This window comes from Halomonas bluephagenesis (assembly GCF_054790765.1).
In genome coordinates this window covers 1,903,174-1,917,991 of sequence record NZ_CP133631.1, presented here as the reverse complement: position 1 = coordinate 1,917,991, position 14,818 = coordinate 1,903,174, and the positions used below count along the sequence as shown (strand labels likewise).

At 55.0% G+C, this 14,818-nt stretch carries 14 protein-coding genes and 1 pseudogene; 6 read left to right on the top strand and 9 right to left on the bottom strand.

The window, feature by feature from the left end:
- Positions 1-104: 104 nt before the first annotated feature.
- Together bamJ and REH51_RS08390 are read left to right on the top strand one after the other, a co-directional pair.
- Entirely contained in the window at positions 105-785 is a 681-nt protein-coding gene (gene bamJ, locus REH51_RS08395) for a BamJ family beta-barrel-assembly machinery protein (RefSeq protein ID WP_009723216.1), read from the top strand.
- On the top strand, positions 786-1,835 hold the full coding sequence (locus REH51_RS08390; RefSeq protein WP_498937560.1) for an alpha/beta fold hydrolase: 1,050 nt from the start codon (positions 786-788) through the stop codon (positions 1,833-1,835).
- A 70-nt stretch (positions 1,836-1,905) separates the two neighbouring features.
- On the opposite strand, the gene REH51_RS08385 is transcribed toward REH51_RS08390, so the two are convergent.
- Both REH51_RS08385 and REH51_RS08380 read right to left on the bottom strand, forming a co-directional pair.
- On the bottom strand, positions 1,906-2,514 hold the full coding sequence (locus REH51_RS08385) for an SCO family protein (protein ID WP_498937558.1): 609 nt from the start codon (positions 2,512-2,514) through the stop codon (positions 1,906-1,908).
- Between the two features lie 5 nt (positions 2,515-2,519).
- Positions 2,520-3,023 carry a hypothetical protein gene (locus tag REH51_RS08380; protein WP_009723213.1) on the bottom strand — a complete coding sequence of 168 codons (504 nt, stop codon included), beginning with the start codon at positions 3,021-3,023 and terminating at the stop codon, positions 2,520-2,522.
- A 106-nt stretch (positions 3,024-3,129) separates the two neighbouring features.
- Between REH51_RS08380 and REH51_RS08375 the strand changes: the two genes are divergently transcribed.
- Positions 3,130-4,044, top strand: coding sequence for an AEC family transporter (locus tag REH51_RS08375; protein ID WP_009723212.1), 915 nt, complete (start codon positions 3,130-3,132; stop codon positions 4,042-4,044).
- Positions 4,045-4,889: 845 nt separating this feature from the next.
- Positions 4,890-5,891, top strand: a complete 1,002-nt coding sequence (locus REH51_RS08370) for a 2-hydroxyacid dehydrogenase (RefSeq protein ID WP_498937556.1) — start codon at positions 4,890-4,892, stop codon at positions 5,889-5,891.
- A 30-nt stretch (positions 5,892-5,921) separates the two neighbouring features.
- Here REH51_RS08370 and trmB read toward each other — a convergent pair whose 3' ends face one another.
- The 3 genes and pseudogenes from trmB to thiS form a co-directional block, all read right to left on the bottom strand.
- The gene (gene trmB, locus REH51_RS08365; RefSeq protein ID WP_498937737.1) at positions 5,922-6,692 is read right to left on the bottom strand and encodes a tRNA (guanosine(46)-N7)-methyltransferase TrmB; all 771 of its coding nucleotides are present in this window, start codon (positions 6,690-6,692) and stop codon (positions 5,922-5,924) included.
- 15 nt (positions 6,693-6,707) lie between these two features.
- A pseudogene (locus REH51_RS08360) lies at positions 6,708-7,499 on the bottom strand (thiazole synthase); the annotation flags it as partial.
- Between the two features lie 40 nt (positions 7,500-7,539).
- Entirely contained in the window at positions 7,540-7,761 is a 222-nt protein-coding gene (gene thiS / locus REH51_RS08355; protein WP_009723207.1) for a sulfur carrier protein ThiS, read from the bottom strand.
- 216 nt (positions 7,762-7,977) lie between these two features.
- Here thiS and REH51_RS08350 point away from each other — a divergent pair, with 216 nt between their 5' ends.
- Positions 7,978-8,355 (top strand): DUF423 domain-containing protein, encoded by a 378-nt coding sequence (locus tag REH51_RS08350; protein ID WP_009723206.1) that lies wholly within the window; start codon positions 7,978-7,980, stop codon positions 8,353-8,355.
- On the opposite strand, the gene REH51_RS08345 is transcribed toward REH51_RS08350, so the two are convergent.
- A complete protein-coding gene (locus tag REH51_RS08345) occupies positions 8,352-8,786 on the bottom strand; it encodes a PaaI family thioesterase (protein ID WP_009723205.1) in 435 nt (144 codons plus the stop codon). The two genes, REH51_RS08350 and REH51_RS08345, sit on opposite strands and share 4 nt — an antisense overlap.
- 67 nt (positions 8,787-8,853) lie before the next feature.
- Entirely contained in the window at positions 8,854-11,028 is a 2,175-nt protein-coding gene (locus tag REH51_RS08340) for a malate synthase G (protein ID WP_498937554.1), read from the bottom strand.
- A 207-nt stretch (positions 11,029-11,235) separates the two neighbouring features.
- On the opposite strand from REH51_RS08340, the gene REH51_RS08335 reads away from it, so the two are divergent.
- Positions 11,236-12,204, top strand: a complete 969-nt coding sequence (locus REH51_RS08335) for an alpha/beta hydrolase (RefSeq protein WP_234667971.1) — start codon at positions 11,236-11,238, stop codon at positions 12,202-12,204.
- Here REH51_RS08335 and REH51_RS08330 read toward each other — a convergent pair.
- Both REH51_RS08330 and REH51_RS08325 read right to left on the bottom strand, forming a co-directional pair.
- Complete coding sequence (locus REH51_RS08330) at positions 12,201-13,709, bottom strand: YifB family Mg chelatase-like AAA ATPase (RefSeq protein WP_498937551.1); 1,509 nt, start codon at positions 13,707-13,709, stop codon at positions 12,201-12,203. The genes REH51_RS08335 and REH51_RS08330 overlap by 4 nt on opposite strands.
- 84 nt (positions 13,710-13,793) lie before the next feature.
- Positions 13,794-14,687 (bottom strand): ABC transporter substrate-binding protein, encoded by an 894-nt coding sequence (locus REH51_RS08325; RefSeq protein WP_498937549.1) that lies wholly within the window; start codon positions 14,685-14,687, stop codon positions 13,794-13,796.
- Positions 14,688-14,818 lie beyond the last annotated feature (131 nt).

Sequence of the window (14,818 nt, the reverse complement as noted above, 5' to 3'; positions counted from 1 at the left end):
TTACTAGCACCCGTCGTCTCAGGTAATGCAGCCTGGGGTGGCGGGTGTTAGTCTTTGAAGCACTCAAACATTTGGCGCGTTGCGCCTTGGATAAGGTTCTTTTCATGAAAGCATTATTTTCTTCCACCGCTTTGGCGAGTTTGTTATTGGTCGCTCCTTTTGCAGCAGCGGCCCCTGAAACCGACGAACAGCGCCTTGCTTACAGCTTAGGCGTGACCCTGGGCGAGAGCATGCAGGCCGATATTGAAGACCTCGACCTTGATGCATTTACGGACGGCATGCGCGATGTCTTTGATGGCAATGAGTTAGCGTTAAGCGAGGAAGAGATGATGGAAGCGCTGGTCGCTTTCCAAGAACGTTCTATGGCGGAGCGCGAGCAAGAAGCCGCTGAAATTGCTCAGATTAATCTAGAGGAAGGCCAAGCTTATTTGGCTGAAAACGCTGAGCGTGAAGAAGTTGAAGTTACCGAATCTGGCTTGCAGTATGAAGTACTTGAGTCCGGTGACGGCGCAACTCCTGGCGCTGAAGACACCGTTGAAGTGAATTATGAAGGCATGCTGCTGGACGGCACCGTATTCGACAGTTCCTTTGAGCGTGGCCAGCCGGTGAGCTTCCAGGTAAATCAAGTCATTGAAGGTTGGCAGGAGGCGCTTCAGCTGATGAGCGTCGGCGATAGCTGGATGCTATATATCCCTGCTGAGCTGGCTTATGGTGAAGGTGGTCAAGGTCCTATTGGCCCGAATGAAATGCTGACGTTCCGCGTTGAACTGTTAGGCGTTGAGTAAATGATACGTTCCGCCGCTTCTACGTCTTGCCTTTTTGGCGCGCTTTTACTGCTGGGCAGCGCGGCTGTTCACGCTGAAGCAGAGGACGTGCCTGGAGATTTACCTGCATTAAGCGCAGCGAGTGACCGCGCTAGCGTGGTCGGCGTGTCGTCTGGCGGCTACATGGCCGCACAGTTGGCGGTTGCTTGGCCTGAACGCTTTAGTGGCGTAGGCGTATTAGCGGCGGGCCCCTGGAGCTGTGCCCAAGGTGCGCTTAGTTTGGCTCTTAGCCAGTGTATGAGCACCCGACGTGGGTTGCCTTCTCTGGATGAGCTGGATCGCCGGCGCGAGCGTTATGAGTCGCTTGAGCAGGTGGGTGAGCGCGATGCGCTAAGCCAGCTGCGAGCCTATGTATGGCACGGTGATGAAGATGACACTGTTTCTCCAGAGCTGGGTAGCTTGTTGGCAGAACAGTGGCAGGGCTGGCTGGCATCTTCAGAGCAGCTGCGTTTCGTACGCAGTGAGAACACTGGTCATGGTTGGCCCATAAAACTGCCGAAGCAGGCCAACGCTAGCCCCCAGACATTTGGCGGTTGTCGACAGGGCGGGGGCAGCCATGTGCTTGCTTGTGATGAGAATGTGGCTGGCGATATGCTTTCATGGCTTTACCCTGAGCGTGATGCAAATGCTAGCGAGGGCGAAGTAGTTGCCTTTGATCAGTCGGAGTTCGCTGTTAAAGGCTTGGCCGACGTGGGGGATCTGTTTATTCCTGAGGCGTGCGAGGCGGGGGGCTGCCCTGTCACGATAGCGTTGCATGGCTGTCAAATGAGTGTAGACGCCATTGGCGACACGTTTATGCGCCACAGTGGTTTAAATCGCTGGGCAGCAGACTATGGTCAAGTGGTGCTATACCCGCAGGCGGAAAGTAGCATGGCTAATCCGCAGGGGTGTTGGGATTGGTGGGGCTTTGCCGAAAGCACTTGGCAGCTCAATCCGCTGCATGACACGCGTGATGGCACTCAAGCCAGAGCGCTAATGGCGATGCTTGAGCACCTACAAAGTACGCCTTAAACCTAAGCACATCCTAATTCCAGGTTCTAAATCCAAGTACTTGGTCAGTACTGCTTTGCTGTATTTCTTACTAGTTGTTTAGCTCATTCTCCAGCGCTGACACTAAGCCGTGTGGTGCTGGGGAGTAGAGCACTCTCTGTAAAATCTTACCGTTACGGTTAACTAAGAAAAGCGATGCGCTATGGTCAATGGTATAGGCCATGGCTGAGTCGGGTGCCTCTACTCGTCGCCAAATAACGCCATAGCGTGCCGCAACATCTTCAAGCTGCTCTTGACTACCCACAAAGCCGATAAAGGCATCACCAAAGAACTGCATATACTCTTCCATGCGTGGCAGCGTATCGCGTTCAGGATCAACCGTTACCATGACAGGCACCACGCGTTCGCGCTGAGCGTCGCTTAGCTGGGCCAACGCCTGACGCTTAACGGCCTGATTCATTGGGCAAACGTCGGGGCAGTAGGTGTAGCCAAATGAAACAATGGCAATGTCGTCTTCATCTAGCTGGGAGAGAGAGAAATCACCTTGAGTAGAGGGCATTTCTATTGGTCCTCCCGTCACGTCGTCACTGTCAGGCTGAAAGGCAAACTGGTACAGGCCGATAGCGGAAACGGTCAGCATGACGAGTATGAGTGCTAGTCCCAGCCAGAGTGATTTACGATTGTTTGGTTTAACGGCCATGCGTATTAACTCCTAATCACATCAAAGTCGAACCAACTGCCCAACTTGCCTTCCGGTGTCTCCAGAATAACCCGTGCCCGCCAGGGCATCACGTCTTGCGTGCAGATACCGACTTGCCCTTGGCCATGAAAGTGCCCAGGTGCCGTGGCGGTTAAGCCAAAGCGGTGTAAGCCCATATCCATATCGCGACCAATAAAGTCGACCGTTACATGACTTGGGTTGAGGCCCTCGACCTCTACATCCAGTGGCAGAATATCTAACGCGTCGATACGGCCGTCGGCATCAATGGTTAGTGTTAAGCGGCCTTTATCTCCCAGGACTGCCGAGCACGTGCTGGAATGTAGATTGCAGTCGGCATTCGGCGTAAACCATGTGATATCACCATCATCGCGCAGCCAATTGGCAAACACGTACCACGTGCAGGCGGCCAGTGAGATGCCAGTGATGAGGATAAGCACTTTCAGTGCTGGAAAACCCGTAAAGTAGACAGGTTTAGGCAAATTCTTCATGGCAGAATGGTCACTACGCAGGCCGTAAGGTGGAAGTTAGTTTCATGGTAACAGTAATCGCACGGATGTCGCTGTGCTGGGATGTCGCAGTTAACAAGGAATAACAATGGAGAGTATTACTGGCGCACTTGGGCCACTGTTTTTATTGATTTTACTGGGCGCTGCCATTGGCTATGGCCGCTGGCCAAGTGCTACGTTTTGGCCGCAAATGGAGCGTCTGATCTACTTTGTGCTATTTCCAGCAATGCTGATAGGTACGTTGGCCACTGCTGATGTCAGCCAAGTGCCGGTTGGACGCATAGCATTGGTACTACTCGGCACTATGGGGGTTTTTGGTCTGTTGCTATGGCGCTGTCGTGGTTACCTTGGTTTAACGCCAGCGGCGTTCACGTCGGTGTTCCAAGGCGCCGTGCGCTTTAACACCTACGTGGGCGTTGCGGGGGCAGCGGCGCTACATGGCAGCATGGGGGCGACTACCGCTGCAGTGGCGGTGGCGCTTATGGTGCCGGTGGTGAACGTAATGTGCGTCGCAAGCTTTGTCGCGGCAGGTACGCTGGGTAGTGGAAGCCTTGGCCAAAGTGCCCTTGCACTGGCTAAAAATCCACTGATTTTGTCCTGTCTAGCGGGTATCGGGCTCAATCTTTCGGGGGTTGGCTTGCCCGGTTGGAGTCAGGATACAGTAGGGCTGTTGGGTGGTGCGGCGCTGCCGCTAGGGCTAATTGCCGTGGGTGTGGCGCTTCGCCCAGCGGCACTGTTACGGCTTGATCGTGGCGTGATAGCGACAAATAGCATAAAGCTGATGTTAATGCCTGCGGTGGTGCTGTTATTAGCGTGGCTGGTGGGGCTGGACCCTATCAGCCGCGATGTGGCGCTGCTGTTTGCAGCGCTGCCTACTGCCACGTCTGCCTACATTCTTGCTCGACAGCTGGGTGGTGATGCTGAGCTGATGGCGGCAATTATTACCGGCCAGACGCTGTTAGCGATGCTGACGTTGCCCTTTTGGTTGCAGTTGGTGGGCTAATCTAAAAATAAATAAAAAGTATTCGCATTTGGGTTGACGGGGTAAATGAGAATGATTATATTGTGATTGTCAGCGTTTGATGAGACGTTGGCAACCACGACAGAAACCGCCAGTTTCCTGTCATGGTTTCTCCCTCTCATTGCTAGTCACGGTCTTTTGCCGCTCCCGCTTGGAGCGGCTTTCTTTTTTTTAATGCGCTACGTTTTTGTGATTTTCCTTGAGATGCCATGCGTAGGCTGTGGTCAGCGTTTGATGAGGCGTTGGCAACCACGACGCTATTTCAAAGACCAGCGCCAATTTCCTGTCATGGTTTCTCCCTCTCATTGCTAGTCACGGTCTTTTGCCGCTCCCGCTTGGAGCGGCTTTCTTTTTTTTATGCTCTACGTTTTTGTGATTTTCCTTGAGATGCCATGCGTAGGCTGTGGTCAGCGTTTGATGAGGCGTTGGCAACCACGACGCTATTTCAAAGACCAGCGCCAGTTTCCTGTCATGGTTTCTCCCTCTCATTGCTAGTCACGGTCTTTTGCCGCTCCCGCTTGGAGCGGCTTTCTTTTTTTTATGCGCTACGTTTTTGTGATTTTCCTTGAGATGCCATGCGTAGGCTGTGGTCAGCGTTTGATGAGGCGTTGGCAACCACGACGCTATTTCAAAGACCAGCGCCAGTTTCCTGTCATGGTTTCTCCCTTTCATTGCTAGTCACGGTCTTTTGCCGCTCCCGCTTGGAGCGGCTTTCTTTTTTCTAGCGGCATCTTTCTTTGACCTCGGTGAATACCTCTTCTGACGTTTAGGCAGATAATGGGCAAATTGCCTATGCTGATCATCCATCCAGAGTCAGGAGAAATGCCATGCGCATTGCCGTTTTTAGCGCTAAACCTTACGACCAAACCTTTCTAGCTCGATCCAATGCAGCAAGGCATCATGAATTAAGTTTTTTCGATGCGCGCCTGACGGCAGATACGGCTCCGTTAGCGAAAGGGGTTGATGGGGTATGTGCCTTTGTTAACGATTGCCTTGATGCGGCCGTGTTACAGCAGTTACATGACAATGGTACGACCTTAGTGGCGCTGCGTTCAGCAGGCTTCAACCATGTCGATTTGGCGACGGCCGAGCGGTTGGGAATTACCGTGGCGCGGGTGCCCGCTTATTCACCTCATGCCGTAGCAGAGCACGCGGTGGCCTTAGTGTTAAGTCTGAACCGTATGACCTATCGCGCTTACAATCGAGTGCGCGAGGGCAACTTTGCCCTGGATGGCCTGCTGGGGTTCGATCTGCATGGCAAAACCGTGGGCGTGATTGGTACTGGGCAGATTGGCTTGATCTTTGCCAATATCATGCATGGCTTTGGCTGCCGAGTAGTTGCCAGCGATCCTTTTCCAAACCCGAATGCCGAGCCGTTTGTGGAGTACGTGCCGCTTGAGTCGCTTTATGCTCAAGCAGATATTATTTCGCTACACTGCCCATTAACACCCGATACTGATCACCTGATTAACGCCGATGCCATCGCGCAAATGAAGCAGGGTGTCATGCTGATCAACACTGGCCGCGGCCGAGTGGTCGATACCCCGGCGGTGATCGCTGGTCTGAAAAGCGGCAAAATTGGCCGTTTAGGGCTAGATGTTTACGAAGAGGAGGAGCAGCTGTTCTTCGAAGACTTGTCTCATGGGGTGATCGACGATGATCAGTTCATGCGCCTGACGACCTTTCACAATGTGCTGATTACCGGCCACCAGGCATTCTTTACCGCCGAGGCGCTGACCAATATCGCCGAGACCACATTGGCGAATATTGATGCCTTTGAAAGCGGTAGCGGTACGCTGCATCGCGTCGTTTACGATAAGCGAACGTAAACGACGCTTAGCTACCTTTAATTGCTATTTTTAAACGTCACGGCGGTAGATCAAATCCCATACGCCGTGGCCAAGTTTCTCGCCGCGGGCTTCAAACTTGGTGAGTGGGCGAAAGTCTGGGCGCGGCACGTAGGGCGCTGTTTCTGAGCTAGCGGTATTCACGTAGCCGGGCGCGGCGTCCATCCCCTCGGCCATCCACTCGGCGTAGGCTTCCCAGTCGGTCGCCATGTGAAAGGTGCCTCCAGGTTTTAAGCGCGTACGAATCAGCTCAACAAACGCGGGTTGCACAATGCGTCGCTTGTGGTGCTTCTTCTTCGGCCATGGGTCGGGGAAAAAAAGCTGTAGCGTGGTTAATGAGTCTTCAGGTAGACACTGCTCCAGCACCGCTAAGGCATCTTCGCGGTAAACGCGCAGGTTGGTTAGGCCGCGTTTATCTACCTCGTCTAGCAGCTTGCCCACACCAGGCGCGTGAACCTCAATACCGATAAAGTCAGTATCTGGGTGGCGTTCGGCTTGCTCGATGAGTGAGTTACCCATACCAAAGCCAATTTCCACCACGCGCGGTGCTTGGCGGCCAAACAGGGTATCCAACTCCTGTCGCCCATTGGCAATCGTTAGTCCTAAGCGTGGCCAAACGTCTTCTAAGCCGCGGCTTTGTGCTGGGGTCATGCGCCCTGCGCGAATCACGTAGCTCTTAACCCCCCGCCGGTGTAGCGGGGCATCAGCATTTTCAGGACCAGTGGTGTTGCTCTCAGAGCCGGCAGCGTTGCTTTCAGGCGTGGTGTCGTTCGTATCGGTCATGATGTCTCTGTACCAGCCGTTAATTCGGCCTGCAAAAGGCGAAGAGGGGTCGGCGCTCTGGCGGCGAGGCATACGGCCTGCTAAGAAGGCATCGCGGCCAGCTTCTACGGCAAGCTTCATGGCGTTAGCCATACGCAACGGGTCGCGGGCGTGAGCAATCGCTGTGTTGAGCAGCACGCCGTCACACCCTAGCTCCATCGCCATGGCGGCGTCAGATGCAGTGCCAATGCCCGCATCGACCAGCACGGGCACACTGCTTTGCTCAACAATCAGGCGTACATTATGCGGGTTTTGAATGCCGTGTCCCGAGCCAATCAACGAACCTAGCGGCATGATAGCGCAGCAGCCCATGGCTTCTAGTTCACGTGCCACAATGGGGTCGTCGCTGGTGTACACCATCACGTCGAAACCGTCAGCCAGCAGTGTTTCGGCGGCTTTTAGCGTCTCGACCACATTGGGGTAGAGCGTGTGGTCGTCGCCGAGTACTTCCAGTTTGACTAGGTTATGGCCCTCTAACAGCTCACGCGCCAAACGGCAGGGACGCACCGCATCTTTGGCGTTGTAGCAACCAGCGGTGTTGGGCAGCAAGGTGTAGCGTTGAGGTGAAATGACATCGAGAAGGTTAGGCGCGTCGGCATCTTGACCTAAGTTGGTGCGGCGCACAGCAAAGGTGACAATTTCCGCGCCGCTTTGGGCAATGGCCGCGCCAGTCTCGGTAAAGTCTTTGTATTTGCCAGTACCCACCAGCAGACGGGAGCTGAACTCGCGCCCAGCAACGGTAAACGGTGTATCAGTCAGTGGCGTCATAGCGGTTCCTTGTGAAAGCAAAAACGGGTGACGGGCTAAGCTAGCCGCCGCCGATGGCGTGAACGACTTCTATTTGGTCGCCATTGGCTAAATGCGTTTGAGCAAGCTGGCTTTTGGGCACGATCTGTTCGTTAATTTCCACAGCGATACGGCGCCCGGTCAAGCCTAATTGCTCAATCAGATCAGCAGCGCTAAGGCCAGCTGCCAGCGTATGCGATTCGCCATTGAGCGTCAGTTGTATCGACTCATTAGGAGTAGGCATAACGGTAAGTGTCCCATTCGGTGAGGCAAAACATTGTCTATTGTAGCGGTTTCGCACCGCTCAAGGTATGTGACAACGTTAATCATCTCAGTGAAATATCGAGTGCTTATCTCAGGTACTTATCTCAGGTACTTATCTCAGGTACTTATCTCAGGTACTTATCTCAGGTACTTATCTCAAGTGCTTACAATAAATAGTTATAAACAGGAGTAACCCATGCAGCGAGCAGACAAACCCTGGTGGTGTTTAGTGGCCCTCTCAGGAGCATTAACGGTGATACTAGGAGCTTATGCGGCTCACGGGTTGGCATCGCGTACCACTGCTGCCATGGTCGACATCGTTGAAACTGGCGTGCGTTATCAAGCGTGGCATACGTTGGCCATGTTAGCGATGCTGGCTTGGCGCAGCCAGGACCCTCAGCCAGGACAGCGAATAGTGCTGGCGCTTTGGGCGTTGGGTATCACGGCGTTTTCAGGCTCGCTTTACCTGATGGCCCTAGTGGGGCTTAGCGTTGGTGTTGTGACGCCCATCGGTGGTTTGCTGCTGATGGCAGGCTGGTTAGGCTTAGCCGTTACTGCGTTGCTCAGCCGTTAGCGCGGTGGTTGGCCAGCTGGGTTGTCTGGCAGCGCATAGCTCGCGGTAATATGCGCAACCGGCTTAGTGTCATCGCAGGCCGAGAATATCTGCACTTCGCCTACCGCTAGACGGCGGCCTAACTTGATGAGTTTGGCGTGAGCAACAATATCGTGTTCGCCAGAGGCCGCGCGTAAGAAATGGCAGTTTAAGTCACTGGTGACCGCCATGGCTTCGGGGCCTATTTGTGCCAAAATGGCCACATACAGTGCCACATCAGCAAAGCCCATCATGGTTGGACCAGATACCCGAGGGCCAGGGCGAAGGTGTTCATCACCGATCGTTAGTCGCAGGGTGGCACTCATCGGGCCAACGCTTTCAATTCTGCCCATCCGCTGGGGAAACACCTCATCTAAAAAGTGTTCAATCTGCTCGGCAGTCATTACGGTCATTATTATTGTCCTTTATAAAAAAGCCCCGAGGCGTGCGCCTCGAGGCTGATGATACCGTAAAACGGGCTTACTTCGCCTTGTGCACCTGACGCCACGCGTGGAGTAGCGGCTCAGTGTAGCCAGAAGGCTGAACGCGGCCTTTGAACACCAAGTCAGAGGCTGCTTTAAAGGCGGTTGAGCCTTCGAAGTCGGCGCTCATAGCAGTGTAGGTGGGGTCGCCAGCGTTCTGCTTATCAACCACTTTAGCCATACGCTTAAGCGTTTCTTCCACTCGCGGCGCATCGACAATGCCGTGGTGCAGCCAGTTGGCAATATGTTGGCTGGAAATACGCAGCGTAGCGCGGTCTTCCATCAGGCCTACGTTATGAATGTCTGGCACTTTCGAGCAGCCCACGCCGTGCTCAACCCAGCGCACTACGTAGCCCAGAATGCCCTGGCAGTTGTTATCCAACTCTTGTTGAATCTCTTCATCCGACCAGTTGGCATTTTCGGCGACTGGCACGGTGAGCAGGTCATCCAAGAAATCGGGTTCGCCCTGGGCTTCCAGCTCGCGCTGTACATCCGTTACGTTGACTTGGTGATAGTGAAGCGCATGTAGCGTAGCCGCCGTTGGAGAGGGCACCCATGCCGTGTTAGCACCCGCTTTCGGGTGGCCAATTTTCTGCTCTAGCATGTTATGCATCAGATCCGGCATCGCCCACATGCCTTTACCGATTTGAGCACGACCACGCAGGCCACAGGCTAAGCCTACCTGCACGTTGTTCTTCTCGTAGGCGGTGATCCACGCAGCGCTCTTCATATCGCCTTTGCGAACCATCGGGCCTGCTTCCATGGCGGTGTGCATTTCATCACCGGTGCGGTCAAGGAAACCGGTGTTGATGAATACACCCCGAGAAGCCGCTTCAGCAATGCACGCCTTCAAGTTGACGGTAGTGCGGCGCTCTTCATCCATGATGCCCATTTTCAGGGTGTCACGGCTCATGCCCAAGATGTCTTCAACGCGACCAAACAGCTCGTTGGCGAATGCTACTTCTTTCGGCCCGTGCATTTTCGGTTTCACGATATACACTGAGCCAGCGCGTGAGTTACGCGGCTGATCGGCGTCTTTTTTCAGGTCGTGCAGCGCCAGCAGTGAGGTCACTACTGCGTCCAAGATACCTTCCGGCAGTTCGTTGCCGTTTTCGTCTAGGATGGCAGGCGTGGTCATCAAATGGCCAACGTTGCGCACGAACATCAGCGAACGACCCGGCAGTTTAACGGTGCTGCCATCGGTGGTTTGCCAAGTACGATCAGCGTGCAGCGTCCGCTTGAAGGTTTTGCCGCCTTTGTCGATGCTCTCTTCCAGGTCGCCCTTCATCAGGCCAAGCCAGTTGCTGTAAACACCGACTTTATCTTCAGAGTCGACAGCAGCAACGGAGTCTTCACAATCCATAATCGCGGTCAGCGCCGCTTCGACAACCACGTCTTTCACGTGAGCAGGGTCGGTTTTACCGATCGGGTGGCTATCGTCGATCTGGATTTCCAGGTGCAGGCCGTTGTTGGCGAGCAGGATTGCTTCCGGGGCAGATGCGTCGCCGTTAAAGCCGATCAGCTTGCCGGAATCTTTTAGGCCGGTTTCGCGACCGCCTTCCAGGCTAACGACCAAGTGGCCGTCACGAATAGCGTATTTCACCGCATCACGGTGAGAACCTGTGGCCAGTGGAGCTGCACGATCGAGCACGCCGCGAGCATAAGCGATAACTTTTTGACCGCGCTTCGGGTTGAAGCTGGTGCCTTTTTCAGCGCCGTCTTCTTCCGAAATCGCATCGGTGCCGTACAGGGCATCGTACAAACTGCCCCAGCGGGCATTAGCAGCGTTCAGAGCATAGCGGGCGTTGCTCACAGGTACTACCAACTGCGGGCCTGCTTGAATAGCCACTTCTCGGTCTACATTGGCCGTGGTGGGTTTAACGCTATTTGGCGCATCAACCAGGTAACCTGCTTCTTTCAAGAAGCTGCGGTAAGCTGGCATATCGCTAACCGGGCCAGGATTCTCACGGTGCCAGGCATCCAGTTTTTCTTGTAGCGTGTCGCGCTCTTCAAGCAGTTGGCGATTTTTCGGTGTCAAATCATGGAACAGGGCGTCAACGCCAGCCCAAAAAGTGTTTTCGTCAACACCAGTGCCCGGTAAAGCCTGTTCATTGATGAAACGGTCCAGGTCTGCTGACACCTGTAAACGGTGACGCGTGATACGCTCGCTCATGGGGTTCTCCTATGAAAGGTGCCCGTGGGATATTATCGTGCCACGGTCAGGTTAAATGTATATTTGTGGAAAATACTTCCACAACTGAACTGGCATGTAAACAGTCGATGCCGTAAAGCAGCAAAATGCTCGACCAAATGATGAGAGCGGTAGTGGTCTCCGCTGTCATTCAGCCAATGGATAGGTGGCGTTCACGGAGAGACGTTAATGCATAATTTCCAACACCTGGAAGGCTTGTTTCGGCAAGCAGCAGGCAAGTCATCACTCTCTCGACTAAGGCCGGGCGATGCGCTAACGGACGCCGTGCACGACTATTTTCGCCACTACGGCTTAGAAACGCTATTAAACGACACCAGTGAAGTGCACGCGGGATTTATTGATACTGGACGCTTTGCCCTTTGGTGCCAAGTATGGAGCCCGCCTGTTCCAACCGGCACTGCGTTTGTGATTCACGGCTACTTTGATCATTTGGGCCTTTACCGCCATTTGCTCGGCTGCCTGTTGGCTAAAGGGTGGCGTGTGGTGTTGTGGGATCTTCCTGGTCATGGGCTTTCCAGCGGCCCACGCGCCGAAATTGAAGATTTTGACGACTACCAGCACTGCCTTGCGCATTTGCAGGCGACATTGCAGCTCCAGGGCATGGCCCCTATGCCGTGGCTAGGTGTCGGGCAGAGCACCGGGGCGGCTATCCTGGCGACCGATGCGCTTACCCGCCGTGAGGCGGCAGGCTGGGCAGGTATTGTGCTGCTGGCGCCATTGGTACGTCCTTGGCGCTGGAGTCAGTCTAGCTGGCTGCACCTTATTGCCAGCCCCTTTTTAAAAGAGCTACCGCGTAAATATCGCCCTAATTCTACTGACGAGCAGTTCACGACGTTTTTGCGTGACCAAGACCCACTTCAACCCGAGCGGTTAAGCGTTACGTGGATAACCGCGATGCGACGCTGGATGCCGCGTTTGCTGGCGCTAGCACCTAACCCGTTGCCGACGCTTATTTTGCAGGGTGAGCAAGACTTAACCGTCGATTGGGAGTGGAATTTGGCGGTATTGGAGGAGAAATTTCCCAATGCCGAGATCCACCGCCATCCAGAAGCCCGACACCACTTAGTTAACGAAGCTGAGCCGATTCGGCAAGTGCTGTTTGATGCCTTGGATAACTTTGTTGAAAATGTGCACTAGGCTCCCCTTAGCAGCCTATCCAACTGCCGGTAGCCGATAGCCTCGATAAAGTGTGGATGAGTGGGCTTGGGTTCGCCTTGTAGGTCGGCCAGGGTAAGCGCGACCCGCAGAACACGGTGATAGGCGCGGGCAGAGAGCTTGAGTTTTTCCAGCACGCCTGCCAACCAGGCGCGCTCTTCATCGTTCAGCGCGCAGGCGGCTTCTAGGGCTTTGCCGCTAAGTTGGCTGTTGAGTGCACCTCGCGCCATCTGCCGCTCTCGGGCGGCCATCACCCGCTCGCGCACGGCGCTGGAAGGTTCACCCTGAGTTTGGGCGGTGAGCTGTTCGGGCGGTAGAGCGGGCACTTCTACTTGCAGGTCAATGCGGTCTAGCAGCGGACCAGAAAGCCGTGCCTGATAGCGCTGAATCTGGCTGGCGCTGCACTGGCAGCGCTGGCGTGGATCCCCCAGGTGGCCACAGGGGCAGGGGTTCATGGCGGCAACGAGCTGAAACTGCGCTGGGTAACGGCGCTCATGACTGGCGCGTGAGAGGTGAATTCCCCCTGTTTCTAGTGGCTGCCGTAAAACTTCTAATACATTGCGGGAAAACTCTGGCAGCTCGTCTAAAAACAGCACGCCGTGGTGAGCAAGCGAGATTTCCCCAGGTTTGGGTTTTGAGCCCCCGCCTACCAATGCGGCGGCGCTGGCGCTGTGGTGGGGCTGACGAAACGGCCGCTGGCCCCAGTCTGCTTCCAGGGGCAGCCCACATACCGAACGCACGGCAGCCACCTGCAGCGCATCGTCTTCGGAAAGCGGCGGTAAAATGCCCGGTAAGCGGCTAGCGAGCATGGTTTTACCGGTTCCAGGAGGCCCAGCTAACAACAAGTTGTGACCGCCAGCGGCCGCTACTTCCAACGCGCGGCGTGCCTGCTGCTGGCCGCGCACGTCGGCTAAATCGGCAATGGGGGCAGTGGATCTCACCGAGGCAGACAGCTGGTGGGGCGGGATTTTCTCTTGCCCCAGCAAATGAGCCACGACTTGCCATAGGGTGTCGGCGGGTAGCACCGGTAAATCGCCCGCTAGTGCGGCTTCATCGGCACAGGCGCGTGGAATAATCAGTGCTTTATTGACGCGCCGTGTGGCAAGGGCAAAAGGCAATACGCCGGGCACGGCGCGTAGTTTGCCATCCAGCGCCAGTTCGCCAGCGCACTCCATGCCTTCTAGCGCATCTACGGGAATCTGGCCGGAGGCAGCCAAAATGCCGAGCGCAATCGGCAAATCGAAGCGACCACCCTCTTTAGGCAGGTCGGCAGGGGCAAGGTTGAGGGTAATCCGCTTGGTATTGGGAAAATCAAATCCGGCATTGATGAGCGCGCTGCGCACCCGCTCGCGGCTCTCTTTGACGGCGGTTTCAGGCAGGCCCACTAGCGTTAACCCCGGCAACCCGTTTGCTAGATGTACCTCGACATGCACGGCGGGGGCTTCCAGCCCGACGCCTGCGCGCGTGGCCACAATGGCTAGTGTCATGGCGCTCCCTCGCTAGTTTTTATTCCTAACCTAACCCTACGGTATCTGGAACGTTTAAAAATAGCGTGCGCTTGAAAAGAAACCTTAGTTAATAGTTAGATCGGCCGCTTGAGTTGGGCTGTGTGGCTCGAGTGCAGCGAACAGCTCTCGGGCAAACCGCTGGGCAGAGGGCAGTGCTCCGAAGCTCCAGACGGGCGGTAGGCGTAGTAGTTGAGCATTCTGAACACTGGGTAAGTGCTGCCATAGACCGCTGCTTTCGAGCTGTTCCTCAATACTTGAAGGGAGTGGGTCGATAATCACTAACGTTGCCTCCGGATAGCGGGCCAAGGCTTCAATCCCCACCAGTGAAAATCCCCACGCATTGGTGGGTTGATCCCACGCATTGGGCAGTGCCAGTTGCTGAAGTACGGCGTTGTAGAGGCTGGTTTCCCCAAACACTCGTACATGGCGGGCGTCCATAAACTGCACCATCAGCAACGGCGCACTATCAGGGCGCTGGTCGCGTAGTTTGGCCATTAGGGTTTGAGTGTCGTTGATCAGCTTTTCTGCCTGGGCGTCACGTCCGGTTAGCGCACCCAATTGGCGCGTTAATGTCTGCATCTCTTGCCACGTATCGCTCCCCGGTGAGTAGAACGAAAAGGTGCTGACAGGAGCAATCCGCTCCAGGCGCGGCGTCAACCCGGCAAACATGGGGGATATCAATATTTGTTCTGGAGGCACTTGGGCCAATAGCTCCAGGTTAGGCTGGTTACGTAGCCCCATATCGGTGGCACTGTTAGGTATTCGTGGCTCGCCCACCCATGCGTGGTAGTCGCTCTGCTGGGCAACGCTGCTGACAGGGGCGTCTATCGCCAATAAGGTCTCTGCAATAGTCCAATCGACAGTTGCCCACTGTGCTTTGGCGGTAGAAAACGCCAGCAGGCAAAAGGCAAATAGCCCGCCGCGGGCGAGCAAAGAGAGCAAGCTGGAGTGACGCATGGTGGTGAGGAGCCATCCAAGAAGTAAGGCGTATATTTAAACGATAATGTTTATTGTTTGCAAACATTGGTTTCGGGAAAAACTTGAGTAAAAAAATGCCCAGGCGCTATACCTGGGCATCACTGACGCTG

Excerpts from the sequence above, each read along its gene's own strand:
- bamJ (WP_009723216.1), top strand. The coding sequence starts at position 105 with ATGAAAGCATTATTTTCTTCCACCGCTTTGGCGAGTTTGTTATTGGTC.
- REH51_RS08390 (WP_498937560.1), top strand. The coding sequence starts at position 786 with ATGATACGTTCCGCCGCTTCTACGTCTTGCCTTTTTGGCGCGCTTTTA.
- REH51_RS08385 (WP_498937558.1), bottom strand. The coding sequence starts at position 2,514 with ATGGCCGTTAAACCAAACAATCGTAAATCACTCTGGCTGGGACTAGCA.
- REH51_RS08380 (WP_009723213.1), bottom strand. The coding sequence starts at position 3,023 with ATGAAGAATTTGCCTAAACCTGTCTACTTTACGGGTTTTCCAGCACTG.
- REH51_RS08375 (WP_009723212.1), top strand. The coding sequence starts at position 3,130 with ATGGAGAGTATTACTGGCGCACTTGGGCCACTGTTTTTATTGATTTTA.
- REH51_RS08370 (WP_498937556.1), top strand. The coding sequence starts at position 4,890 with ATGCGCATTGCCGTTTTTAGCGCTAAACCTTACGACCAAACCTTTCTA.
- trmB (WP_498937737.1), bottom strand. The coding sequence starts at position 6,692 with ATGACCGATACGAACGACACCACGCCTGAAAGCAACGCTGCCGGCTCT.
- thiS (WP_009723207.1), bottom strand. The coding sequence starts at position 7,761 with ATGCCTACTCCTAATGAGTCGATACAACTGACGCTCAATGGCGAATCG.
- REH51_RS08350 (WP_009723206.1), top strand. The coding sequence starts at position 7,978 with ATGCAGCGAGCAGACAAACCCTGGTGGTGTTTAGTGGCCCTCTCAGGA.
- REH51_RS08345 (WP_009723205.1), bottom strand. The coding sequence starts at position 8,786 with ATGACCGTAATGACTGCCGAGCAGATTGAACACTTTTTAGATGAGGTG.
- REH51_RS08340 (WP_498937554.1), bottom strand. The coding sequence starts at position 11,028 with ATGAGCGAGCGTATCACGCGTCACCGTTTACAGGTGTCAGCAGACCTG.
- REH51_RS08335 (WP_234667971.1), top strand. The coding sequence starts at position 11,236 with ATGCATAATTTCCAACACCTGGAAGGCTTGTTTCGGCAAGCAGCAGGC.
- REH51_RS08330 (WP_498937551.1), bottom strand. The coding sequence starts at position 13,709 with ATGACACTAGCCATTGTGGCCACGCGCGCAGGCGTCGGGCTGGAAGCC.
- REH51_RS08325 (WP_498937549.1), bottom strand. The coding sequence starts at position 14,687 with ATGCGTCACTCCAGCTTGCTCTCTTTGCTCGCCCGCGGCGGGCTATTT.